The 20,807-nt window shown below is 63.4% G+C and carries 26 protein-coding genes and 1 other RNA gene; 17 read left to right on the forward strand and 10 right to left on the reverse strand.

Translation table 11 applies throughout. The features are described 5' to 3' along the window. The first annotated feature begins 1 nt into the window (after position 1). The 6 genes from R4P65_RS09335 (at position 2) to R4P65_RS09360 (ending at position 3,012) form a co-directional block, all read left to right on the forward strand. A complete protein-coding gene (locus R4P65_RS09335) occupies positions 2 to 229 on the forward strand; it encodes a holin (protein WP_054831581.1) in 228 nt (75 codons plus the stop codon). Between the two features lie 4 nt (positions 230 to 233). After that, positions 234 to 608, forward strand: a complete 375-nt coding sequence (locus tag R4P65_RS09340) for a hypothetical protein (RefSeq protein ID WP_317826290.1) — start codon at positions 234 to 236, stop codon at positions 606 to 608. Further along, positions 605 to 1,294: a hypothetical protein gene (locus R4P65_RS09345; protein ID WP_317826291.1), complete on the forward strand. Its 690-nt coding sequence runs from the start codon at positions 605 to 607 to the stop codon at positions 1,292 to 1,294. Before R4P65_RS09340 ends, R4P65_RS09345 begins: the two co-directional genes overlap by 4 nt. A 46-nt stretch (positions 1,295 to 1,340) precedes the next feature. Then, on the forward strand, positions 1,341 to 1,658 hold the full coding sequence (locus R4P65_RS09350) for a hypothetical protein (RefSeq protein ID WP_317826292.1): 318 nt from the start codon (positions 1,341 to 1,343) through the stop codon (positions 1,656 to 1,658). 1 nt (position 1,659) lies between these two features. Further along, complete coding sequence (locus R4P65_RS09355; protein ID WP_317826293.1) at positions 1,660 to 2,010, forward strand: hypothetical protein; 351 nt, start codon at positions 1,660 to 1,662, stop codon at positions 2,008 to 2,010. 123 nt (positions 2,011 to 2,133) lie between these two features. Beyond that, positions 2,134 to 3,012: a hypothetical protein gene (locus tag R4P65_RS09360; RefSeq protein ID WP_317826294.1), complete on the forward strand. Its 879-nt coding sequence runs from the start codon at positions 2,134 to 2,136 to the stop codon at positions 3,010 to 3,012. A 65-nt stretch (positions 3,013 to 3,077) separates the two neighbouring features. Here the strand turns inward: R4P65_RS09360 and R4P65_RS09365 are convergent, their stop codons facing one another. Then, the gene (locus R4P65_RS09365) at positions 3,078 to 3,224 is read right to left on the reverse strand and encodes a hypothetical protein (RefSeq protein WP_317826295.1); all 147 of its coding nucleotides are present in this window, start codon (positions 3,222 to 3,224) and stop codon (positions 3,078 to 3,080) included. A gap of 356 nt (positions 3,225 to 3,580) precedes the next feature. Between R4P65_RS09365 and R4P65_RS09370 the strand changes: the two genes are divergently transcribed. Beyond that, positions 3,581 to 3,745: a helix-turn-helix transcriptional regulator gene (locus R4P65_RS09370; protein ID WP_256519661.1), complete on the forward strand. Its 165-nt coding sequence runs from the start codon at positions 3,581 to 3,583 to the stop codon at positions 3,743 to 3,745. 128 nt (positions 3,746 to 3,873) lie between these two features. Here R4P65_RS09370 and lpqV read toward each other — a convergent pair whose 3' ends face one another. Then, positions 3,874 to 4,443 carry a lipoprotein LpqV gene (gene lpqV / locus R4P65_RS09375; protein ID WP_317826296.1) on the reverse strand — a complete coding sequence of 190 codons (570 nt, stop codon included), beginning with the start codon at positions 4,441 to 4,443 and terminating at the stop codon, positions 3,874 to 3,876. 342 nt (positions 4,444 to 4,785) lie between these two features. Here lpqV and R4P65_RS09380 point away from each other — a divergent pair, with 342 nt between their 5' ends. Continuing rightward, positions 4,786 to 5,010, forward strand: a complete 225-nt coding sequence (locus R4P65_RS09380; protein WP_317826297.1) for a hypothetical protein — start codon at positions 4,786 to 4,788, stop codon at positions 5,008 to 5,010. 65 nt (positions 5,011 to 5,075) lie between these two features. Beyond that, entirely contained in the window at positions 5,076 to 6,095 is a 1,020-nt protein-coding gene (locus R4P65_RS09385) for a cobalamin biosynthesis protein (protein ID WP_317826298.1), read from the forward strand. On the opposite strand, the gene R4P65_RS09390 is transcribed toward R4P65_RS09385, so the two are convergent. From R4P65_RS09390 to R4P65_RS09400, 3 genes are read right to left on the reverse strand one after another with little or no spacing between them, the layout of a single operon-like run. Continuing rightward, positions 6,036 to 6,974, reverse strand: coding sequence for an SURF1 family protein (locus tag R4P65_RS09390; protein ID WP_230813793.1), 939 nt, complete (start codon positions 6,972 to 6,974; stop codon positions 6,036 to 6,038). The genes R4P65_RS09385 and R4P65_RS09390 overlap by 60 nt on opposite strands. A 48-nt stretch (positions 6,975 to 7,022) precedes the next feature. Beyond that, positions 7,023 to 7,496, reverse strand: coding sequence for a low molecular weight protein-tyrosine-phosphatase (locus R4P65_RS09395; RefSeq protein WP_317826299.1), 474 nt, complete (start codon positions 7,494 to 7,496; stop codon positions 7,023 to 7,025). Then, a complete protein-coding gene (locus R4P65_RS09400) occupies positions 7,483 to 8,178 on the reverse strand; it encodes an HAD hydrolase-like protein (RefSeq protein ID WP_317826300.1) in 696 nt (231 codons plus the stop codon). Before R4P65_RS09400 ends, R4P65_RS09395 begins: the two co-directional genes overlap by 14 nt. Positions 8,179 to 8,234: 56 nt before the next feature. Between R4P65_RS09400 and cobC the strand changes: the two genes are divergently transcribed. The 4 genes from cobC (at position 8,235) to R4P65_RS09420 (ending at position 12,366) form a co-directional block, all read left to right on the forward strand. Continuing rightward, the gene (cobC, locus tag R4P65_RS09405; protein WP_317826302.1) at positions 8,235 to 9,269 is read left to right on the forward strand and encodes an Rv2231c family pyridoxal phosphate-dependent protein CobC; all 1,035 of its coding nucleotides are present in this window, start codon (positions 8,235 to 8,237) and stop codon (positions 9,267 to 9,269) included. After that, the gene (locus R4P65_RS09410; protein WP_317826303.1) at positions 9,266 to 10,399 is read left to right on the forward strand and encodes a Nif3-like dinuclear metal center hexameric protein; all 1,134 of its coding nucleotides are present in this window, start codon (positions 9,266 to 9,268) and stop codon (positions 10,397 to 10,399) included. The genes cobC and R4P65_RS09410 overlap by 4 nt, the downstream gene beginning before the upstream one ends. 108 nt (positions 10,400 to 10,507) lie before the next feature. After that, the gene (locus R4P65_RS09415) at positions 10,508 to 11,245 is read left to right on the forward strand and encodes a zinc ribbon domain-containing protein (RefSeq protein ID WP_230813783.1); all 738 of its coding nucleotides are present in this window, start codon (positions 10,508 to 10,510) and stop codon (positions 11,243 to 11,245) included. Next, complete coding sequence (locus tag R4P65_RS09420; protein ID WP_411742527.1) at positions 11,203 to 12,366, forward strand: bifunctional RNase H/acid phosphatase; 1,164 nt, start codon at positions 11,203 to 11,205, stop codon at positions 12,364 to 12,366. Before R4P65_RS09415 ends, R4P65_RS09420 begins: the two co-directional genes overlap by 43 nt. Positions 12,367 to 12,395: 29 nt before the next feature. Here R4P65_RS09420 and R4P65_RS09425 read toward each other — a convergent pair whose 3' ends face one another. Both R4P65_RS09425 and R4P65_RS09430 read right to left on the reverse strand, forming a co-directional pair. Further along, complete coding sequence (locus R4P65_RS09425; protein ID WP_317826305.1) at positions 12,396 to 13,631, reverse strand: SLC13 family permease; 1,236 nt, start codon at positions 13,629 to 13,631, stop codon at positions 12,396 to 12,398. A gap of 28 nt (positions 13,632 to 13,659) precedes the next feature. Then, positions 13,660 to 14,187, reverse strand: a complete 528-nt coding sequence (locus R4P65_RS09430; protein ID WP_317826306.1) for a DUF1697 domain-containing protein — start codon at positions 14,185 to 14,187, stop codon at positions 13,660 to 13,662. Between the two features lie 54 nt (positions 14,188 to 14,241). Here R4P65_RS09430 and rnpB point away from each other — a divergent pair. From rnpB to R4P65_RS09445, 3 genes are all read left to right on the forward strand, one after another. Continuing rightward, positions 14,242 to 14,656: RNase P RNA component class A (rnpB, locus tag R4P65_RS09435), an RNA gene on the forward strand. Between the two features lie 320 nt (positions 14,657 to 14,976). After that, positions 14,977 to 15,162 (forward strand): hypothetical protein, encoded by a 186-nt coding sequence (locus tag R4P65_RS09440; RefSeq protein ID WP_007735457.1) that lies wholly within the window; start codon positions 14,977 to 14,979, stop codon positions 15,160 to 15,162. A gap of 94 nt (positions 15,163 to 15,256) precedes the next feature. Further along, on the forward strand, positions 15,257 to 16,666 hold the full coding sequence (locus tag R4P65_RS09445) for an RNB domain-containing ribonuclease (RefSeq protein WP_230814119.1): 1,410 nt from the start codon (positions 15,257 to 15,259) through the stop codon (positions 16,664 to 16,666). Positions 16,667 to 16,670: 4 nt separating this feature from the next. On the opposite strand, the gene pip is transcribed toward R4P65_RS09445, so the two are convergent. Genes pip through panB form a run of 3 tightly spaced genes read right to left on the reverse strand, consistent with a single transcriptional unit; the run spans position 16,671 to position 18,997 of the window. Next, positions 16,671 to 17,654: a prolyl aminopeptidase gene (pip, locus tag R4P65_RS09450; RefSeq protein WP_317826307.1), complete on the reverse strand. Its 984-nt coding sequence runs from the start codon at positions 17,652 to 17,654 to the stop codon at positions 16,671 to 16,673. Beyond that, on the reverse strand, positions 17,654 to 18,094 hold the full coding sequence (locus R4P65_RS09455) for a hypothetical protein (protein ID WP_317826308.1): 441 nt from the start codon (positions 18,092 to 18,094) through the stop codon (positions 17,654 to 17,656). The genes pip and R4P65_RS09455 overlap by 1 nt, the downstream gene beginning before the upstream one ends. Positions 18,095 to 18,145: 51 nt before the next feature. Continuing rightward, a complete protein-coding gene (gene panB, locus R4P65_RS09460; RefSeq protein ID WP_003941624.1) occupies positions 18,146 to 18,997 on the reverse strand; it encodes a 3-methyl-2-oxobutanoate hydroxymethyltransferase in 852 nt (283 codons plus the stop codon). 207 nt (positions 18,998 to 19,204) lie between these two features. Here panB and R4P65_RS09465 point away from each other — a divergent pair, with 207 nt between their 5' ends. Beyond that, positions 19,205 to 20,776: an alpha/beta hydrolase gene (locus R4P65_RS09465; protein WP_317826309.1), complete on the forward strand. Its 1,572-nt coding sequence runs from the start codon at positions 19,205 to 19,207 to the stop codon at positions 20,774 to 20,776. Positions 20,777 to 20,807 lie beyond the last annotated feature (31 nt).

Here is a 20,807-nt window from a genome sequence, read left to right on the forward strand (position 1 = left end):
CATGAGCATTTTCACCACATCCAAGTTCTGGGCAGACTCCGCTGAACGAGCAGTCAAGACAGCCGCACAGTCCGCACTCGGCGTGCTGGGAGCGGGCGCACTGGGCGTCCTCGAAGTCGACTGGGCCAATGTCGGTTCGGTCGCTGCCCTCGCCACCGTTGTCTCGGTGCTGACGTCCATTGCGTCGGGAAGCAAGGGCAATCCCGACTCTGCCAGCTTGATCGACTGAGCACGTGGCATGGCTGCAAGAGTGGTTCGACACGCTCGGTGTCGGTGCGGTCCTGCTCGCGATCATTGCGTGGCTGATCGGCCGGCGGAAAGGTAAGGCCGACATCGGGAAGATCGATTCCGAGTCAGGGAAGATCGGTGTCGAGGCGGCGCAGATCATCGCGCAGACCGCGACGGATCTTCTCGTGCCACTGTCGGAGCGGGTCGGGAAACTCGAAGCGCGGATCGAGGTTCTCGAGTCGGAGAACGAACACAAGACGAAGCTGTTGGATTCGGCGATCCGGTTCATTCAGGAGTTGTTGCGCTGGATTGGCATTCACGTGCCGGAAGGAACTCCGCCGACGATCCCGCCAGATCTGGAAAGTGAGATTCAGCGATGACCTCGCCTGACCCGACCAGACCGTATCCGGCGGGAATGCTCGACGGACTCGGCGGTATCGCGGCGTGGGCGAACAAGACCCGCGCCGAGTACGAGGCGGACACGCTCGCTGTTCTTACCGAATCCACCGAACTTCTGCAGCAGTTCGGTGAGGGGTATCGCGATGGGCAGCTCGACCTCAACGGCCGTCTCGACCTTCTCGAAGGTGTGCAGGGTTACGGCGCGGCGTACATGACGAAGAACCCAGCCGTCGTGTCAGGAGCCACTCGAATGCCGTTCACCGGCCAGCTCGGCCCGCTCAAGGGTGTGCGGATCCTAGCCAGTGGTGGACTGCTACTGGAATCGAAGGGACTGTGGCAGATTTCCGCGACCACGCTCGCGAAATCCACGGTCTTCGGTGGTGGCGACGAGACTGTCATGTACCTGTCCGTTCGCCATCCAGGCGGCGGCGCCATCTTCTCCGAGATCCCAGACGTCAAGCGGCCCGGCGGATCCCGACTCACTCACCACGTCACCGCTCCGTTCGTCATCCCAGACGTGAACTTCGAAGTTCACGTCTGGGTCACCTCGGCGAAGTGGCGCAACTTCGCCGGCGGAACGTCCTACTCCCGACTGTCTGCAATCAAGCATGACAGCCGGGTGGTCGCGACCGGCACTCCCGATTACCCCGACGAGCCGATCGAATAGGAATACGTATGAGTGCCAACGAAATTGACGCAGATGAGGTGGATAGATGATCGCCTGGGAACCGCTACGCGACATCATGAGCATCACCAGGGGTGACTTGATCTTCTCACGCACCCGAGACGAAGGACCGATCCCCACCGGAACGGTCATCGAGATCATCTGGGACGACGGCCCGACATGGCCCGCCACCTCGATCGTCGGAAACACGGTGGCCTGGCGCATCGAATCAGCCGAACTCGCCGCCATCGACAGCGGCGACACCTTCACCATCTGGGTCCGATACCCGAACGGCGAAACCGAAACCACTGACGACTACGAGTGGATCACAGGATCCGCTCAACGCCCCCTAGACGAAGGATTCTGACATGGCACTCGTATGTCCCGTCGCAACCGCCAACAGCACCGCGACATCCGCTGCAGCACTTGGCTCCACGTTCGGGCTCCACACCGGCAGCCCCGGCCCCGCAGGAACCGCAAACGAAGCGACAGGCGGCTCGTACGCACGCCAGACCGCAACACCCGGCACCGCCGCGCTCGGCGTCGTCGCGTGGTCGCAGATGACCTTCCCGGTTGCCGCGAATACGTACACCCACATGACGCGGTGGAACGGTTCGACGCTGGTCGAGGTGATCGACAATCTGGACATCATCATCAGCCCGTCCGGCGAAGCCAAGGTCAACCACAAGGTGACCATCCCGTACGCACTCCCGGCCTAAGCCATGAGGTTCCCGGCCCCGGACGTCGGGGTAGCCCGGTTTCCAGGACCGGACATCAGAGCAGCCCGTTTCCCTGGTATCGATGAGGCCACGGTCCCATTCCCTCCGGCACCGAAGCTAGTTGTGCGCGTCTCCACCGAAACTGTCATCGACATCATCTCGACAGGTGTCGTGATCGGTGTGCCGTGGCACCTCGCCGAGACCGTCATCGACGTCATCTCGACAGCGACAGTCGGCGTATCCGTCACGGTCGACACACAGAGCGTGGTCGAAGTTGTCTCGCAGACGATCCAGATCGTCGACGTCGTGAGCTCCGAAACGATCGTCGACATCATCCCCGGAACCACAGTGAAGCCGTCGCCCACTGTCACCACGAACACGGTGGTGGACATCGCATCGACCACCGCGGTCAGGCCGTCGCCGACAATCAACACCGAGACCGTTGTCGACATCGCGTCCACCGCTGTCGTCATCCCGTCGCCGACAGCGGCAGGCGAGACGATTGTCGACATCGCATCGACTGCCACCGTGAAGCCGTCGCCGACAATCAACACGAACACCACGGTGGACATCCTCTCTGAGGGGACCATCATCGTGTTCACGCCGATGGGCATGCTCAAGTCGGGCACCCTCGCAACGTCGGCCTCGAGCACGCGAACACAGGTCACCGGCTGGGCTGCGGATTCCGCATATCCTGGCAGCTCCGTGGTATCCAACGCGCTCGTAGTCAATGGATCGAAAGCAGCGACTGTCGAGGCGCAGGTCGCCTGGCAGGACAGGTATTTCGCCAACAACTACGTAGTAGAGATCCGCAAGAATGGCGTCCTGATTCCGGGTGCTACGACCACGGTGTCGGCGCCGGCGTCCGGTACGGGCCAGATTGTGACGGTTCCGGCGACTTCAGTGTCCGTAGTCTCCGGTGATCTGATCACAGTGTGGGCGTCAGCGGCGGGCTTCGCCAACACGATCGTTGTTGCTGGTACGTGGTGCAAGATCTACTGACCGACGCACGACAAAGCCCCCGACCTTTCGAGGTCGGGGGCTTTGTTGTCGTTTAGCCGGCAGGTTCACGCGTGGCTGAACCTCACCCGGTTCTGCACCTGGTAGGCGACGATGCCGCCCCAGACGATCCAGAGCGGCCAGGGGGCCGACAGGATCGCCAGGACTGCACCTGTGCTGATTGTTCCCAGGATGTCGTAGTTGCGGTTGAGCATCTCGGTCTCCTTGCCGTGTTGTCTTCTATAATGGACCCTTGAGGTGGGACCGGGGTGACTCCTTCACCCCGGTCCCGTCTCAGGTCAGCGTTTCCGCTTCCGGTGTTTGCCTCGCTTCCTCGTTCCCCGATTCTGGATTGCCATCCAGATGTTCGTGATCAGTGTTGCAATCCCGACGATCAGGGCGATTCGGCTTTCGGTCATTCACTCACCTCCTCTCTGTTGTTGTTCCATAACTGTAGCACCCTTAAGGGTGGTGAGCAAGCTGTGAAAGTTGTTTGTTTCTCGATCCGGAAAGACTTTTCGACCATCTTTAAGGGTGCTACTATGAGGGATACCCGAAGCAAGGAGAGACCGTGATCCGCTTCATGTCGCGCGGCGAAATCGCCGACTACCTCGGCGTCACCCTCGCCACCGTCAAGCAGTACAAGACGTTTCCACCGCCCGACGCGATGATCGGCCGCAACCAGGGCTGGACGAAAGAAACCGTCGACGAGTGGGTCAAGTCCCGCAAGACGTGAGACGCCCCAAAAAAGCCCCGCCTCGTGATGAGGTGGGGCTTTTTGTTGTCTGTGCGGGGCCGAGCTGGTCTTCCCTTACCCTCCCGACCCCGCGCGACAGACTGTAGGCGAGGGCACTGACAAGCTCGTCAGCATTTACCGCTCATTGCGGCTTCGGCGATCGCGATTGTTGCAGCTTGATCAGAGGGCGTGCGATCTTCCCAGTTGGTCCCGCCCGAGATGGTGACGCCCTCGGTCGAGTCCTCCTCGGTCATCTGAGCGATTGCGAGCAACCCTTCGACGTCTGCAATACCGAAGGCTTCGGCGAAGGCCTTCAATTCGACGCATCCCGCCAATTGTTCGGCGGCAGAAGCAGTGATGGGCGCATTGACCGCCGTCGTGATGCCACTCGGCGAGACGCCAGTGCGCTCACTCCCTGCGGGTGTCGGTGCGATCGAAGTCGAGGCTGCACTCGACTCGAGCGCACTTACTGGCGCACTTGACGACACCTCAACCGAATCGATCGCGAACGCGAAGACTGCGAATCCAATGATTGCGACGATCGCTTGCACCGCGATCACGATTCCCGCCCCGGCGAGCATCCATAGCGCTCGCGACGGCTTCTCGACGGACAGTTCGCCATGCTCGACCCCGAGGTCGTAACCGTCCTGCCAGGCGGCGGAGGGGTCAGTATCGATGTCAGGGCGCGGAGTTGTCATCATCAAATCAAACCAGACGAACCGTACGTAAACTCAGAGTGAGCGATCAACCTCTGGCGGTTGATTAGGGAATGTCAATAGCCCAAGGTTGTCTTGGATTAGGCAGAAGCGGACAGAATTCGGACAGTCGATCAGGTTTTTGAGGATTGATGAGGATTCTTGACGATGCATAAATGACTGGTCAGGCTGAATTATTGACAAATTTCCAGGCGATATGCATGCATTCAGACAGGGTTCGAAACCCTCCGCGCCCACCGAAATTCAACCCCGATCTGCATGTCGATGCAGGTCGGGGTTTTCGTTTCCGGCAACGGACGGTCCGAAATAGGTCATTCTGGACGCATGTCCAGTTCTCTCATCGAAGTAGCCGTCGACCCGAAGCGTGTGCATCCCACCCGTCCGCACATACATATCGCCGAGATGCCCAGTCTGAGTGTTGCGTTGTTCCCGGGGCAGACGATCCGAGTTCGCTCCCAAGGTGACGCACCGGCGACCGGGGTTGCCCGTGTCTGGGAAATCAATCGAATGCACCGCTTGATCTATCTGACGATCGACTGGGACGGGTAGAGATCGGCTCTGGCAGACACGTGACGGTTGGCCAGGGAACGAGCGTCGCTGCTACAACTACGCTCGTGCACATTTCGGTTCGTTCGTCTCAATCTCGATTCAGTGCGCGAGCCGCCGGCCTTCTCCTCGGCTTCGCTGCTGATCGGGTGTTCGCCGATCCGGGGCGGTTCCATCCGGTCGCCGGCTTCGGTACCGCAGCTATCGCGCTGCAGAAGATTTCCTACCGAGACTCGCGGACGGCCGGAACATTTCATGTCGCCGTGCTCGTCGCAGGCACCGCGGGACTCGGCCTCGCAGGCGAAGCAGCGTCGCGCCGGGCAGGTTGGGTGGCCGTGACGGGTACGACGGCGGTAGCCACCTGGGCCGTGCTCGGCGGGACGTCGCTTGCACGCACCGGCATTGACATGGCCGCGCGGTTGGAGGCCTCACGCGTCGACGGCGACCTGACGGATGCGCGGGAGCTTCTTCCTTCACTGTGTGGACGCGACCCCTCAGTGCTTGGCGAAGAGGGCCTCACGCGAGCTGCACTGGAGTCGGTCGCCGAGAACACATCCGATGCAAGCGTCGGCGCATTGTTCTGGGGCGCAGTTGCGGGCGTGCCAGGTCTGTTCGCCTACCGCGCCGCCAACACACTCGACGCGATGATCGGTTACCGCTCCGAGAAGTACCTCAGATTCGGGTGGGCCGCGGCGAGGTTCGACGACTTGGTCAACATCTTCCCGGCTCGGCTCACGGGCGCGCTGACGGCTGCGTGTGCACCGGTGGTGGGCGGTTCGGTGCTGGAATCACTGACAGCGTGGAAACGCGACGCAGCGGCTCATCCAAGCCCCAATGCGGGCGTCGCGGAAGCGTCGGCGGCGGGGGCATTGGGCATTTCGTTGGGAGGCCGGACCGAGTACGCGCACGGTGTGGAGATGCGGCCCGTCCTCGGCGGTGGGCCTGCGCCGACGCCGAACGATCTGCGCCGCGCGTCGAGGCTTTCGTCGGCGGTGCAGATCAGTGCAGCAGTGGTGGCAGCGGGTATTTCAGCGGGTATTGCCGTATCGATCGGCAAGTTTGGCTTCCTGCGCCGTCAGCGGCACTGACTCCGCTTCCGGCTTCTTACGGCGGCTGAAGGTACGAGCCGGTTCAGCGGGGGGCGCGGCAGGCGCGGACGCCGTTGCCTCTGGGGTCTTCTCGGTAGCGGCGTCGTCGGCCGCAAAGCCCTCGACAGCTGCTTGAGCTGCCTTTTCCTTGCGACGTTCGCGCCACTCCGCGCGAATGAAGTAGGCCAGTCCGAGCGGCGCCATGATGCCGAAAGCCAACCATTGGAACCCGTACGAGAGGTAGGGGCCCGCGTCGAGTTGAGGGAGCGGAATCGTGCCGAGACCGCCGGGCTGGTCGGGTTCGAGCTGGATGTACGCGTCGATCAGGTCCGTTCCGATGAACTCGCCGATGGGTTGTGCGTCGATGGAGTAGACCTGCTTCGCGCCGTCCTCGAACATCGGAACTCTGCCGGGTGCAGTGCCTTCCGACAGGCGCACGCGGCCGTTGAGCGTCACCGGATCTGACGGCGGCGCAGCGATGGGCGGTGCCTCGGCGCCGTTGATCGGCCGAACGTATCCGCGATTGACGAGGATCGTGCGACCGTCGTCCAGGCGGAAAGGCGTCAGGATCTCGTACGACGGCGCGCCCTCGATGGACTGCAGTCGGACGAGGATGTCGGCGTCCGGCAGATAGGTACCGGCCGCGGTGATGTTTCGCCATTCATCGTCCGGTGCGATCGTCGAATCGGAGATGACATCACCGATCGGCACGGTCTCCGCGTTGATCGAGTTCGAGATCAGATCATTGCGATGCTCGGTCTTCGTGTTCTTGCCGAGCTGCCACGGAGCGAGCACGGTGAAGCACAGGTAGGCGAAGAGCCCGACCACAGCTGCCAGTACCAACCAACCGGGCCGCAACAGGAATTTCAGTCTTCGCACACGTCCACGGTATCCGTTGCCCGAATGGGAGTGAATTTTGCTACTGGTTCAGGCCCGCTCACGGATCCAGTCGAGTATGTCGGGAATGGCCGCTTCGATCTGGTCTCGAACCAGTTCGAAGTCCTCCTGATCCCCGTAGTACGGGTCTGGGACAGATTCGCCGTCGGCCTCGGGGTCGAACGATCGCAGTAGCCGTCGCCGCTCCGTGGGCACGCCGAGATGAGCAAGCTCACGTTCGTGGCCGGTGTCGAGGGCGACAACCAGATCGGCCGCGAGATGATCTGCATTGACCTGCGCGGCGCTATGGCCCGTCGGATATCCGGCCGCTCGAAGCACGATGTTGGTCCGCTCGTCGGCCTCGCTACCGGTGTGAAACCCCTCGGTACCGGCGCTGCTGACACGGACGCGGTCGGCGAGGCCTTCGCTGTCCAGATGCGCGAGCAAGATCTTTTCGGCCATCGGTGACCGGCAGATATTGCCGGTGCACACAAACGTCACATGGAGTGGTTCAGAGGCGGCCATCGAGAAGTCCTCCCAGTTCGGATGCCGACGATACGGAGCGAAACGCTTGCCGCGCTTCCTCGGCGGAACCGTAGCCCCATTCGACGACGACGGTGGGGATGCCGTACTTCGCGGCGCCGAGGACGTCGTGATCACGATCGCCGATCATGAGCACGTCGGGGGTTCCGCCGTCGGCGGCGAGGACGGGAGTGATTCCGAGTGAGGCCAGCGAATGCGCGATCACATCGGGTTTCGCCCGACGAGTTCCGTCGTCACTCGCGCCGCCGATGAACTCGAAGTGCTCGGCCAGGCTGAAATGCTCGAGGATACGAATGGCGAATCGCTCCGACTTCGAGGTGGCGACGGCCAGCCGGGTCCCGTTCGCGCGAGCCTTGCCCAGGACGACGTCCATGCCCTCGTACACCGAGTTCTCCTGCCACCCGGTCGCGTCGTATCGCTCGATGTACGCGGCGATCGCCCGGTCGACGTCTGTCGGGGTCATGCCGAGTGATCTGAAGGTGTCGACCATCGGTGGGCCGATGACCGATGCCAGCATCTCCTCCGTCGGCTCCGGCTGGCCGACGGCGGCCAATGCATGTCGGAAGCCGCCGTGAATGCCGGGCGCGGAATCGGTGATGGTTCCGTCCAGGTCGAACAGAACTACGGGAAAACGGTCGAGCGGTGGTGTCGTCACGGGTCTCATTGTCCCGGACGGCGGGGGCGATGTCCGCGCACAGTGCCCGACCGTAGGCTGGCCAGGTGAGTACCGGAACGGTTGACCTGGAGAGCTTGCGACATCACGGAGATGTCGAAGCCGAGCCCGGGTTGCTCGATTTTGCCGTCAACGTTCAAGGTGCCGGCCCACCGCAGTGGCTGCGGAATCGGCTGGCAGCGCGGTTGTCGACGCTCGGTTCGTATCCGTCGGCTGCTGCGGAACTAAAGGCGCGCGAAACCGTCGCGCAGCGGCATGGGCGTCGACCCGAAGAGGTCTTGCTGCTCTCTGGCGGTGCCGAGGGTTTTGCGATGTTGCCGCGCCTGGATTCTCGCTCGGCAGCACTGATCCATCCGTCCTTCACCGAGCCTGAATTGGCGCTGCGAGAGGCCGGTGTACCGGTGACACAGGTGATTCTGGAGCCGCCGTTCGAGCTTCGGACCGCACAAGTACCCGAATCCGCGGACCTTGTCGTTCTGGGCAATCCGACCAACCCGACGTCCGTGCTTCACCCCAAGGCCGATGTGTTGGCATTGCGTCGGCCGGGCCGGATCCTGGTGGTGGACGAGGCCTTCGGCGACGCGGTCCCCGGCGAAACGGAGAGCGTCGCCGGCGTCGAGTCGACGGATGTACTGGTGCTTCGGAGCCTGACCAAGACGTGGGCGCTCGCCGGATTGCGGTGTGGGTACGCGATCGGCTCTCCGGATCTTCTGGCTCGACTCACCCACGGCCGAGCCCACTGGCCATTGGGCAGTCTGCAGATCGAAGCCATCACGGCATGCTGCGAACCGTTCGCGGTCGAGCAGTCGAGGATCAAAGCCGAAGTGATTGCCGCGGACCGCCAAGACATGTCCCGGCGACTGACCGAGATCGGGATTGCCGTGCACGAACCCGCTGCGGGGCCGTTCGTGCTCATCGACGTCCGTGACGGCGCCACGATGCGAGAGCACCTGCGTGCCCGCGGTATCGCCGTCCGCCGGTGCGACACCTTTCCCGGACTCGGCCCGGATCAGTTGCGTGTGGCCGTCCGGCCAGCCGAGCAGGTTTCGGTACTGATCGAAGCGATGAAGGAGATCTTGTGAGCTGCCCAACTCTTGCGGAGGTCATAGCCGTGCTGGAATCCGCGTATCCGCCGGCCCTGGCGGAATCGTGGGATTCGGTCGGTCTGGTCTGCGGCGATCCGGCCGATGCGGTGACGCGAGTGGTTTTCGCGGTGGATCCGACCGAGGCAGTGGTCGACGATGCCATCGCCTCCGGTGCCGACCTTCTGGTCGTTCACCATCCGCTGCTGCTGCGTGGGGTGGACACCGTCGGTGCTCACACGCCCAAGGGTGCGCTGGTCCACAAACTCATCAAGGCTGGGTGTGCGCTGTTCTCGGCGCACACCAATGCGGACTCCGCCGACCCCGGAGTGTCCGACGCGTTGGCGCAGGCTCTGGGCCTGACCGTGTTGCGTCCGATCGAACCCAAGCCGACGCAGCCGCTCGACAAGTGGGTCGTCATGGTTCCGGAGGAGAATGCATCGCCCGTGCAGGGTGCACTTTTCGAGGCCGGCGCTGGGCGGATCGGTGACTACAGCCAGTGCAGTTGGACCGTCACCGGTACGGGGCAGTTCCTGCCCGCCGACGGAGCGAATCCGACGATCGGAACTGTCGGCGCTGTGGAGCAGGTTCGCGAGGATCGTGTGGAAGTGATTGCCCCGCGCGGAAAGCGAAGCGCGGTGCTGGGCGCATTGCGTACGGCCCACCCGTACGAGGAACCGGCCTTCGACGTCTTCGAACTCGCAGCGTTCCCCAGTTCACTCGGACTTGGGCGGTTGGGTGAGCTCGACCACCCCGAAACCTTGCGGGAGTTCACTGCGCGAGTGGCGCGCTCACTGCCATCGACCGAGTGGGGCGTTCGCGCCGCTGGAGATCCAGACGCGACCGTTCATACCGTGGCGGTCTGCGGCGGTTCCGGCGACTCGTATCTGGACGTGGTGGCGGCACTCGGCGCCGACGTCTACGTCACTTCGGACCTGCGGCATCATCCCGCGGACGAGCATCTTCGCGCCGGTGGCCCGGCACTGGTCGACGTCGCACACTGGGCGAGCGAGTACCCGTGGTGCGCACAGGCGAAATCTGTGCTCGATGCCGCGTTTGCCGACAATCCGGGGTGGGAAAGCCGGGTTTCGACAATTCGCACCGATCCGTGGTGTTTGAGTGCGCATTAGCGCAGCGCTCTGCAAGGTACGGTTGCACGAACAATTCAAGAGCAGTTCTTCGAGAGCCGTCCTTCGCGAGCACTGCCGACATCGGACTTACAGCAGGAGTTATACAGCGTGAACGTCGAACCACAGGTGCAGTCCAAGCTTCTCGACCTCGCCGGGGTGGATGCTGAGCTCACTCGGATCACCCACCGACGCGGAGCGCTTCCCGAGCAGCAGGAAGTCGAACGTCTCGAGGCCGAGCGAATCAGCCGTAAAGATGCGTCCGTCGCCGTCGAAATCCAGATCGACGACATCGATCGCGACATCCGCAAGCTCGAGGGCGAGGTCGACGCTGTTCGTCAGCGCGAAGATCGTGACCGCACGCTGTTGCAGAGTGGGTCGGTCGGCGCGAAGCAGCTCACCGAACTCGAACACGAACTCGGCAGCCTGGTTCGGCGCCAAGGACTCCTCGAAGACGAGTTGCTCGAAGTGATGGAGCAGCGTGAGGCGTTGCAGGCCGATCACGATCACGCCGGTGCCCAGCTCTCCCAGGCCGAAGAAGAACTGATCGACGCCAAGCGTCGCCGCGACGATGCCGTCGCTGATCTGGACAAGGCGCAGGAGCGTTGCGCCGCCGATCGTGAACGACTCGTCGGCGAATTCCCCGCCGATTTCCTCGCGGTGTACGAGAAGCAGCGCAGCCTGGGCGGACCGGGCGCAGCGCTACTGCAGGCCCGCCGATGTGGCGCTTGCCGGATCGAGATCGACCGCGGTGAGATCTCCCGAATCGCCGCGACACCGGCCGACGTCGTCGTTCGTTGCCCTGAATGCAGTGCAATCATGGTGCGTACCAAGGAGTCCGGTCTGTGAGTCTCTCGCAGGTCATCGTCGAGGCCGACGGTGGATCGCGGGGCAATCCCGGTCCGGCCGGCTACGGAGCTGTGGTGTTCGACGCCTCTCGCTCGGTGTTGGCCGAACGTAAGGAAAGCATCGGAATCGCGACCAACAACGTCGCCGAGTACCGCGGACTGATCGCCGGGTTGACCGCTGCCGGTGAACTCGGCGCGTCGACGGTCGACGTCCGCATGGATTCCAAATTGGTCGTCGAGCAGATGTCCGGGCGCTGGAAGGTCAAGCACCCGGACATGATTCCGCTGCAGCGACGTGCGGCCGAGTTGGCGACGCAGTTCTCACGAGTGACCTACACGTGGATTCCGCGCGCGGAGAATTCTCATGCCGATCGTCTTGCCAACGAGGCGATGGACGCTGCTGCCGGCATCGAAACCGCGGCCCCCGCACCAGGTGCACCCGCAGCGCCGTCCGAAGAGACGTCGGAGCCTCAGATCGCCGGCTCTCCAGGATGGATCGCCACCACCGGTAAGCCGACGCGAATGTTGTTGCTACGTCACGGACAGACAGCGATGTCGGTCGATCGCCGGTACTCCGGACGAGGGAATCCGGAGCTCACGGAACTGGGCCGTGCGCAGGCTGCCGGCGCGGCCGGACGCTTCGGTAACCGAGGCGGAATCGACGCCATCGTCTGCTCACCCCTCGGCAGAACCCGTGAGACGGCAGAGGCATCGGCCCGCGTGCTCGGTCTTCCCGTCGTCGAGCACAAGGGTTTGATCGAAACCGATTTCGGCGACTGGGACGGACTCACGTTCCGCGAGGCAGCCGAGCGCGACCCGGACCTGCATCGCGAATGGCTCTCGGACACTTCGGTGCGGCCACCCGGCGGCGAGAGTTTCGACGAGGTACGAGAACGAGTCGTCGCCGCGCGCGACGACCTGATCTCGACCTACCGCGGCGCAACTCTGTTGGTCGTCTCTCACGTCACCCCGATCAAGACTTTGGTGCAGTTGGCGCTCGATGCCGGGCCGTCGTTGCTGTACCGCTTGCATCTGGATCTGGCGTCGCTGAGCATCACCGAGTTCTATCCCGACGGGGGAGCCTCGGTCCGGTTGATCAACGACACGTCACATCTTCGCTGAAGGAGCCCCGACGGCTGATCAGCCTCTGATCAGATCACCAACCACAAGGCACTCACGGCGGCGAGCAGCGTCAGGGGCGTCGTGATAATTCCGAGCAGAGTGAAGGTCGCCAGCGCGGGCGGTGCGCCCGCGCTGGTGGCAACTCGTCGCCAGAGCATTGTGGCGAGAGAGCCCACGTAGGTGAGGTTGGGGCCGAGGTTGACGCCGATCAACATCGCAAGCACCAGAGCTGGAGGTGCCGCCGTTCCGAGCGCTGCGATCATCAGCAAGGTGGCCGGAAGGTTGTTGACGAGATTGGACGCAACCGCCGCTACCGCGGCGACAAAGAGCAGTGAGCCGTAGCTGGTGTCGCCGGGCAGGATCTGCGCAATCCATTCGCCCACCGGCCCGTTCGCGACTCCGGCGACGATGATCCCGAGAACCAGGACGAACGCGCAGAACCAGAGGTCGGCAGCGTAGAGCATCTTGGCGGCGGTCGTACGGTGCCGAGCCAGCGCGATCGCTCCCAGAACACTCGCACCCACCACAGCGATCCAGGCGGGTTCGATCCCGAAGAAACCCGAAACCGCGAAACCGAGCAGGGTCAGTCCGATCACCGTCAGCGGCAGAATCGGCGCAGGCGCAGATCTGGCTGCCTCAGGCGGATCTACGCTGTCGTCCCGCACGAGTTCGGATCGGAAGAACAGTCGGAAGATCAGATATTCGACAGCGATCGTCACGACCCACGGCAGCGCCATCAACGCGGTGAAGTGCAAGAACGTCAAACCTGTTGCAGCAAACGCGATGAGGTTGGTCAGGTTGGACACCGGCAGCAGCGTCGACGCCGAATTCGACAGGTGCGCACTGGCATAGGAATGCGGCCGGGGACTTGCTCCGATGGATCGTGCGGCCGCGATCACCGCGGGTGTCAGCAGCACGACGGTGGCGTCGAGGCTCAGGACCGCCGTGGTCAGGGCAGCGGCGCCGAACACATAGATCAGCAGCCTGTGCGGATCGGCGAGGGATTTTTGCTGCAGGACCTGGCTGACCCAGCGGAAGATACCGAGAGCGTCAGCGGCGTGAGCGAGAACCAGCACGGCCACCAGGAACACGACGGTAGGCGCCATGCTCGTCAGTTCTTCGCGGGCTTCGTCGAGAGTGACGACGCCGGTCAGGAGAACGACGACGGCTGCCGGCCCGGCGATGACGATCTCGGGAAGCCCGCGTGGACGCACTATCGCGAAGACGAGGACGAGGGCGACGAGCAGGATCGGTAGAAGAGTCACGCGTTGGTGCTCCGTGTCGGGGCGACCGTCATTTGAGCAGTTTGTAGAGCGTGTTCAGGTTTCGGGTTGTCGTGAACGCCTTGAACTTCGGTTTGCCGGTGTTCTTGCCGAACGCGCTCTTGACAGTCTGGCCCTTCTCGACCTCCCAATACACGACCCCGTCGCCGGCCGCGACCCGTTCGACCGAGGCATCGAGTTGCGCTGCCGCAGCGCTCAATTCCTCGAGCACGGCCGGCTCGGAGGCAACCATCGCGTACGCGTGCCAACCTTCGCGTTCGCGGTCGAACGGATAGTTGTCCACGATCGCCTGCAGTGCCGGGACGTCGAGGACGAATACCCAAGCCTCGTAGCCGAACTCGCGGGCCAGGGCGGATTCGATCTTCTTCTTCAGAGAAGGTATGTCGGTGCTCGGACTGTCGAACAGCACGTTGCCGGAGGCCAGGACGGTTTTCACGCCTTCGAATCCGAGGTCGGTGAAGACTCCCGCGAGGTCCACCATCTTGATGTTGATGCCGCCCACGTTGATACCGCGTAGCAGGGCCACGTACCGAGTCATAAGGTGACCATAGTGCCGGCCACCGACAGGCGCCCGGTAGCATACGGGGGCGGACGAGTTGGCCGGGCGGCCGCGGCTTCTGGAACCAGCGCGTACCGCGCACAGGCCTGGGGCCGAGGAAAGTCCGGACTCCACAGAGCAGGGCGGTTGTTAACGGCAACCCGAGGCAACTCGCGGGACAGTGCCACAGAAAACAGACCGCCTGCCTTTCGAGGCAGGTAAGGGTGAAACGGTGCGGTAAGAGCGCACCAGCACCTCGGGTGACCGGGGTGGCTAGGTAAACCCCGCCCGGAGCAAGGTTGAAGGTCGCATCGCTCGCGGTGCGGCTGCGCAGGTGTTCGAGGGCTGCTCGCCCGAGCCTGCGGGTGAACCGCTCGAGGCACCCGGCGACGGTGTGCCCAGATGGATGGTCGCCACTCGGCACTTCGGTGCCGCAGGACAGGATCCGGCTTACACGCCGACTCGTCCGCCCGCGATCTGCACAGTGAGAAAAAGAAGACCCCCACCGGATCGGTGGGGGTCTTCTTTTGTTCGAGAAGCTGTCAGACAGGCTTGATGACCAGCAGCGTAGCCCAGTACGTTGCCGCGTCATGGCCCATGAGCGGGAGGAGGTAATCGTAAAGAATTGCGGACATGCGCACTCCATTTTCTGTTCGTAGCTTGTGTTGGGCATTCAAGCAGAACTCACCGTTCGAATGTCCGGTTCTCACCTGCCAGGCCAAGTAGAAAGAATATCAGTCTCACAGCGATCTACAAGCTTCTATCTCACTCTGATGTCACACTGTGGATATGACTGATGAAGATCGACTCTGGTACTTCGACGTGTCCGACGGTTCCGTCACGCAGGGAAAGGGTGCGTCCTCGCTGACGAGGATGGGGCCGTACCCTGATCGGGACTCTGCCGAGCATGCATTGAAGATCGCTGCCGAACGCAACAAAGCCGCCGATCGGGCAGACGAAGACTGGAACAACTGAGACTGGAACAACTGGAACAACTGGAACAACTGGAACCGGTACAGCTGCTACACCAGCCCGAACCGATCATGGAGGATGCGTGCCCGCAAGTCGAATGATGGTGCAGGGAATCGACTTCGGAGTGGTTCGGGCGGAGTTCGACTTGCCAGGAGCATTCTCGGCCGCGGCGCAGGCCGAGGCCGAGAATGCCGTGGATCGTTTCAGTGCCGGGCGTGTCGACGAAACGGGTATCGCCTTCGTGACCATCGACCCTCCCGGATCGATGGACCTCGACCAGGCAGTGCACATCGAGAAGACCTCGACCGGGTACGTCGTGCACTACGCGATCGCCGACGTCGCGGCGGTGGTGACGCCAGGTGGTGCGCTCGACATCGAAACCCGCAAGCGTGGCCAAACCTTCTATCTCCCGGATGGTTCCGTTCCGCTGCATCCTCGAGCGTTGTCGGAGGGATCGGCGAGTCTGCTGCCGGACGTGGTTCGCCCCGCCGTGCTGTGGCGTATCGAGTTGGATGCCCAAGCCGAGCCCACGTCGTGGCAGGTGAGACGCGCTCTGGTGAAATCGGTGGCGCGTCTGGACTATTCGACCGTGCAGTGCGACGCGGATTCGGGCACCTTGCACCCGTCGATAGCCGCACTACCGGAGTTCGGACGATTGCGCAGTGCCTCGGCGGTTGCCCGGGGCGCCATCGAGCTGAAACTGCCCGAGCAGTCAGTGGTTCGAGAGCAGCCAGAGGACGAGTCCCCGGTTCGCTGGCGGATCGAGTTGGAGCCACGCACCGAAGCTGACGACTGGAACGCAGAAGTCTCGCTGCTCACGGGGATGTGCGCCGGGCGCATGATGATCGACGCAGGTATCGGGTTGCTTCGCACTCTTCCTCCAGCCGAGACGTCTGCCGTGCAGACCCTGCGGAGAACTGCAGTGGCGCTGGGTATCACGTGGCCGGAGGGGCAAAGCGTCGGGCAGATTCTTGCCGGCCTCGACTCCAACGAGCCGTCGACGATGGCGCTGATGTCGGTTGCGCCGTCGTTGCTGCGCGGCGCAGACTACGCGGCCTTCGACGGCCAGCTACCGGAGTTGACGGTGCATGCGGGGATCGGAGCGCCCTACGCTCATGTGACGGCTCCACTGCGCCGGCTGTCCGATCGCTTCAGCACCGAGGTGTGTCTGGCGATCACAGCTGGCACGCCGGTACCGGAATGGGCGCGCACCGCCCTTCCCGAGTTGCCCGACATCATGAGTGGATCCGACTCACTGGCGAACAAGGTCGACCGCGCGTGCATTGATCTGACCGAGTCCACTTTGCTCGACGGCCGGGTCGGCGAGGTTTTCGACGCGGTAGTGATGCGCGCCAAAGATGGAAAGCGCTCGGCGGAAGTATTTGTCCCGTCGGTCGCGGTGATCGCGAAATGCGTCGGAACGCCCGACGACGGTGAGCGCGCGAAGGTGCGACTCACCGCCGTCGACACCGTCAAACGGACGGTGGAATTCACATTCCCGGCGTAGGGAGTTACCGGTAAGAATCGGTGGCTTCCACCAGGTGATGCACGATGCCGGGCTCCATGGCGGAGTGTCCGGCGTCGTCGACGATCACGAGCTTGGATTCGGGCCACGCCTTGTGCAGCGCCCAGGCGCTGGTGGCCGGGCAGACGACGTCGTAGCGGCCCTGGACGATCGTCCCCGGAATGCCCTGCAGTGCGGAGCTTTTGCGTAGGAGTTGGTTCTCGTCGAAGAACCCGCCGTTGACGAAGTAGTGGTTCTCGATGCGGGCGAAGGCCAAGGCGAACCTGGTCTCGGAGTTCTGTTCGATCTTGTCGGCCTGTGGGTACAGGTAGCTTGTCGATCCTTCCCAGGCAGACCAGGCGATGGCTGCGCGGGCCGCGACGTCGGGGTCTTCGGAATGGAGCAGTTGGTGATAGACGGCGACGAGGTCTTCGCCGCGCTGCGCCTCGGGTACCGGTTCGAGGAATTTGTCCCAGCGCTCCGGGAAGATGTTTCCCGCGCCGCCGTTGTAATACCAGTCGATTTCGCTGCGACGCAGGAGGAAGATCCCGCGCAGGACCAGTTCCGTGACACGCGTGGGAAACGCCTCGGCGTAGGCGATGGACAGTGTGGAACCCCAGGACCCGCCGAAGACCATCCACTTGTCGATCGAAAGATGTTCACGCAGGGCTTCGATGTCGCCCAGCAGCTTGTCCGTCGTGTTCACCGACAGGTCTGCGCCGTCGGCTACGTGCGGGGTGGATCGACCGCAGCCGCGCTGGTCGAGCAGAACGATGCGGTAGGCAGCCGGATCGAAGAACTGTCGCACCGCCGGCTGCGCGCCGCCACCGGGACCGCCGTGCAGGAACACCACCGGCTTGCCGTCCGGATTTCCGCTCACTTCCCAGTACATGCTCTGGCCGTCACCGACGTCGAGGAAACCGGTCACAAACGGCTCGATCGGAGGATAGAGATTCCGACGAGCAGACGGCTGTGCTGATGTTTCGGTCATCAGAAGCCCACCAGGCCGGAGGCGAGATCGGGGATCTCGAGTGCGGAAATTGCACCGGTGCGGACGTCGGGGCACGCGGCCGAGGTTGCCGCGTCGATACTTTCGCGGTTCTGGGCGAGATCGAGCAGGTTGATGCCGTTCTGCGTCGCCCACGTGATGACGATCGTGTTCAGTCCGCCCTTGCCGAGCGTCGGGGTGACAGTACGCCAGTTCTGCAGCTGCCCTTCCATATCCGAGCACAACTGCTGGACCTGCGCGTCGGTGAAGGTCGTGCCGGACGCGGACGTTGTTGCCGGCGCCGTCGTGGTGGAACTCGCGGTCGTAGTGCTGCTGGGCGCGGGAGAGTTGGTGGACCCTCCCGCGCATCCGCTCAGCACCGTGACGAGAGCTGCCGCGCCGACTACAGCTGCGGCAGTGAAACTTCGACGGTTACCGATCATTGAACGCACCCCTGGCTGGTTGAGAGACAGGCGGCGTTCGCCGGTCTCGGATCAGAAACTGTGTTCTGCGGCCGGGAAAGCGCCAGTGCGAACTTCTGATGCATAGGCTGCGGCTGCGGAACGCAGTTCGTCACCGACGTTACCGAAACGCTTGACGAACTTGGCCGTCTTACCGCTCGTGTAACCCGCCATGTCCTGCCAGACGAGTACCTGAGCGTCGCATTCGGAACCGGCCCCGATGCCGACGGTGGGGATGGTGAGTTTGCGGCTGACCTGGCCCGCGATCTCGGCCGGGACCATTTCCATGACGACGGAGAAAGCCCCGGCTTCCTGAACTGCAATGGCGTCCGCCACAAGCTGCTCGGCCGCGTCGCCACGACCCTGGACGCGGAAACCGCCGAGCGAGTTCACACTCTGCGGGGTGAATCCGACGTGAGCCATGACGGGGATGCCGGCTGAGGTGATAGCCGCGATCTGCTTGCTCATCCGCTCGCCGCCCTCGAGTTTGACGGCGTGCGCGAGGCCTTCCTTCATGAACCGTGTCGCAGTCGCAAGGGCCTGCTCGGCGGAACCCTCGTAGGTGCCGAATGGGAGGTCGGCGACGACGAGTGCGTGCGGGGCACCGCGAACCACGCCACGCACGAGCGGGAGCAGTTCGTCGACGGTGATCGGCACGGTGGTGTCGTAGCCGTAGACGACGTTGGCGGCAGAGTCGCCGACGAGCAGCACCGGGATGCCTGCGTCTTCGAAAATGCGTGCCGTCGAGTAGTCGTAGGCGGTGAGCATCGACCAGCGTTCGCCGTTCTGCTTCATCTCGGCGAGGTGGTGAATGCGCGTCTTCCGCTTCGGTGCGTCGGTAGAACTTGCAGTGGGTACAGAACCATAGAGAGGTGTTTCGGACATCGTTGTCCCTTTCTGGCCTCGAGGCCCTGAGCGTTGATCGCCTTCGGGTCCCCGGGTGTGGGTGATGACGTGTTCAGTCTGCCACCGGACATCGCCGACACGAATAGTTGACGTGGTGCAATGGGTCACATCACCGCGCGCGTACCAGTTAGGTGCCGAACCGAGGCGAACCGCTGGCTACCGAGGTTTCCTGGCACCATCGATGGCATGTCGAAGTTCGTTCGCCTCTCCGGTGCCCTTGTCGGAAGCGCAGCAGTGCTCGTGTTGGTTGTCGGTTGCACCAGTTCGGAAGGCACTCCCGAATCAGTGGAACCTGCTGGTTCTGCCGCGTCCGCGGTGCCGTCCGGCCTGGAGAAATTCTACGAGCAGAAGCTCGACTGGGGTTCGTGCGACCAATTTGTCGAAGAAGGAACTGCGCCGCTGGGGCGAGGGGTCGACTGCGCGAAGGTGAGCGTTCCCGTCGACTATGCGAAGCCGAGCGGCGACACCGCGCAGGTGGTGATCTCGCGTTCGAAGGCCACCGGTGACCGCATCGGTTCGCTGTTGCTGAACCCGGGCGGACCGGGTGGGTCCGGGCTGTCGATGGCGACGTCGGGTTCGGGCACCGAATTGCAGGAACGCTTCGACATGATCGGTTTCGATCCGCGGGGAATCGGTGCGTCGACCCCGCAGGTGTGGTGTCTGACGCCGGAGGAGATCGATGCGGAGCGCGCAGAGGTCAACGTCGACATGACGCCGGAAGGTATCGCCCTCGCCGAGGCTGACAGCAAGGACTACGCCGCCAAGTGTGCCGAGCGGACGGGTACGGAGTTCCTCGCCCACGTCGGTACCTACGAGGTAGTGCGGGACATGGACGTCATTCGGGGAGTTCTCGGCGATCCGAAGATGAACTACCTCGGGTTCTCGTACGGCACCCGGCTCGGATCCACTTACGCCGAGACCTTTCCGCAGAACGTTCGAGCGATGGTCCTCGACGGAGCCCTCGACCCCGAGCAGGATCCCGTCGACGAGGTGGTCTTGCAGGGGCAGGGTTTCCAAGGCGCTTTCGACGCTTTTGTCGCCGACTGTGTCTCGCGAACCGACTGCCCGCTGGGTGATGATCCGGCTCAGGCGCAGACACGCTTCCAGGCTCTCGTCGATCCGTTGATCGAGAAGCCGGCGGAGACCACCGACCCACGCGGGCTGAGCTATTCCGACGCGATCACCGGCGTCCAGCAGGCTCTGTATTCGCCGCAGTTGTGGACTCCGTTGCGCGGGGGCCTGTCGAGTCTGGCCGACGGACGCGGCGACTCGCTGCTCAATCTCGCCGACATGTACGAAGGCCGTGAGGACGACGGCAGCTACTCCAACATCAACGACGCGTTCAACGCCATTCGCTGCGTGGACGATCCGGCAACCACCGACCGCGCCGAGGCCGGCGAATCCGACACTCGGTACCGCGAGGCGGCGCCGTTCCTCGACGACGGACGGGGGACCGGTCAAGCGCCACTCGACCTGTGCGCGTTCTGGCCCGTTCCGGCAACCGGCAGCCCCCACGCGCTCGACCCCCAGGCGCTCGCCGATGCCGGTCTGCCGCAGCTGGTCGTCGTATCCACGACGCAGGATCCGGCGACGCCGTATCAGGCCGGAGTGGATCTCGCGAAGCAGTTGGGCGCCGCCCTCATCACGTTCGACGGAACCCAGCACACGGTGGTTCTGGACGGAAACTCCTGCGTCGACGATGCCGTTGTCGACTACTTCGTTTACTTGAAGGCCCCGGAAGAAGGTCTCACATGTTAGCCGGCGCGACGCCGTACGCTGCGCCTATTCG

The sequence above is a fragment of the Rhodococcus sp. IEGM 1318 genome (assembly GCF_033142465.1).
Taxonomy (GTDB): domain Bacteria; phylum Actinomycetota; class Actinomycetes; order Mycobacteriales; family Mycobacteriaceae; genus Rhodococcus_F; species Rhodococcus_F qingshengii_B.

What these genes read in the sequence shown, in the direction of transcription:
- R4P65_RS09430 (WP_317826306.1), bottom strand. Translation starts at nt 14,187, where the DNA reads ATGACTCGGTACGTGGCCCTGCTACGCGGTATCAACGTGGGCGGCATC.
- R4P65_RS09345 (WP_317826291.1), top strand. Translation starts at nt 605, where the DNA reads ATGACCTCGCCTGACCCGACCAGACCGTATCCGGCGGGAATGCTCGAC.
- R4P65_RS09445 (WP_230814119.1), top strand. Translation starts at nt 15,257, where the DNA reads ATGATGGTGCAGGGAATCGACTTCGGAGTGGTTCGGGCGGAGTTCGAC.
- R4P65_RS09455 (WP_317826308.1), bottom strand. Translation starts at nt 18,094, where the DNA reads ATGATCGGTAACCGTCGAAGTTTCACTGCCGCAGCTGTAGTCGGCGCG.
- R4P65_RS09335 (WP_054831581.1), top strand. Translation starts at nt 2, where the DNA reads ATGAGCATTTTCACCACATCCAAGTTCTGGGCAGACTCCGCTGAACGA.
- lpqV (WP_317826296.1), bottom strand. Translation starts at nt 4,443, where the DNA reads ATGACAACTCCGCGCCCTGACATCGATACTGACCCCTCCGCCGCCTGG.
- R4P65_RS09440 (WP_007735457.1), top strand. Translation starts at nt 14,977, where the DNA reads ATGACTGATGAAGATCGACTCTGGTACTTCGACGTGTCCGACGGTTCC.
- R4P65_RS09465 (WP_317826309.1), top strand. Translation starts at nt 19,205, where the DNA reads ATGTCGAAGTTCGTTCGCCTCTCCGGTGCCCTTGTCGGAAGCGCAGCA.
- R4P65_RS09380 (WP_317826297.1), top strand. Translation starts at nt 4,786, where the DNA reads ATGTCCAGTTCTCTCATCGAAGTAGCCGTCGACCCGAAGCGTGTGCAT.
- R4P65_RS09400 (WP_317826300.1), bottom strand. Translation starts at nt 8,178, where the DNA reads ATGAGACCCGTGACGACACCACCGCTCGACCGTTTTCCCGTAGTTCTG.
- R4P65_RS09355 (WP_317826293.1), top strand. Translation starts at nt 1,660, where the DNA reads ATGGCACTCGTATGTCCCGTCGCAACCGCCAACAGCACCGCGACATCC.
- R4P65_RS09395 (WP_317826299.1), bottom strand. Translation starts at nt 7,496, where the DNA reads ATGGCCGCCTCTGAACCACTCCATGTGACGTTTGTGTGCACCGGCAAT.
- R4P65_RS09420 (WP_411742527.1), top strand. Translation starts at nt 11,203, where the DNA reads ATGCAGTGCAATCATGGTGCGTACCAAGGAGTCCGGTCTGTGAGTCTC.
- R4P65_RS09350 (WP_317826292.1), top strand. Translation starts at nt 1,341, where the DNA reads ATGATCGCCTGGGAACCGCTACGCGACATCATGAGCATCACCAGGGGT.
- pip (WP_317826307.1), bottom strand. Translation starts at nt 17,654, where the DNA reads ATGACCGAAACATCAGCACAGCCGTCTGCTCGTCGGAATCTCTATCCT.
- panB (WP_003941624.1), bottom strand. Translation starts at nt 18,997, where the DNA reads ATGTCCGAAACACCTCTCTATGGTTCTGTACCCACTGCAAGTTCTACC.
- R4P65_RS09365 (WP_317826295.1), bottom strand. Translation starts at nt 3,224, where the DNA reads ATGCTCAACCGCAACTACGACATCCTGGGAACAATCAGCACAGGTGCA.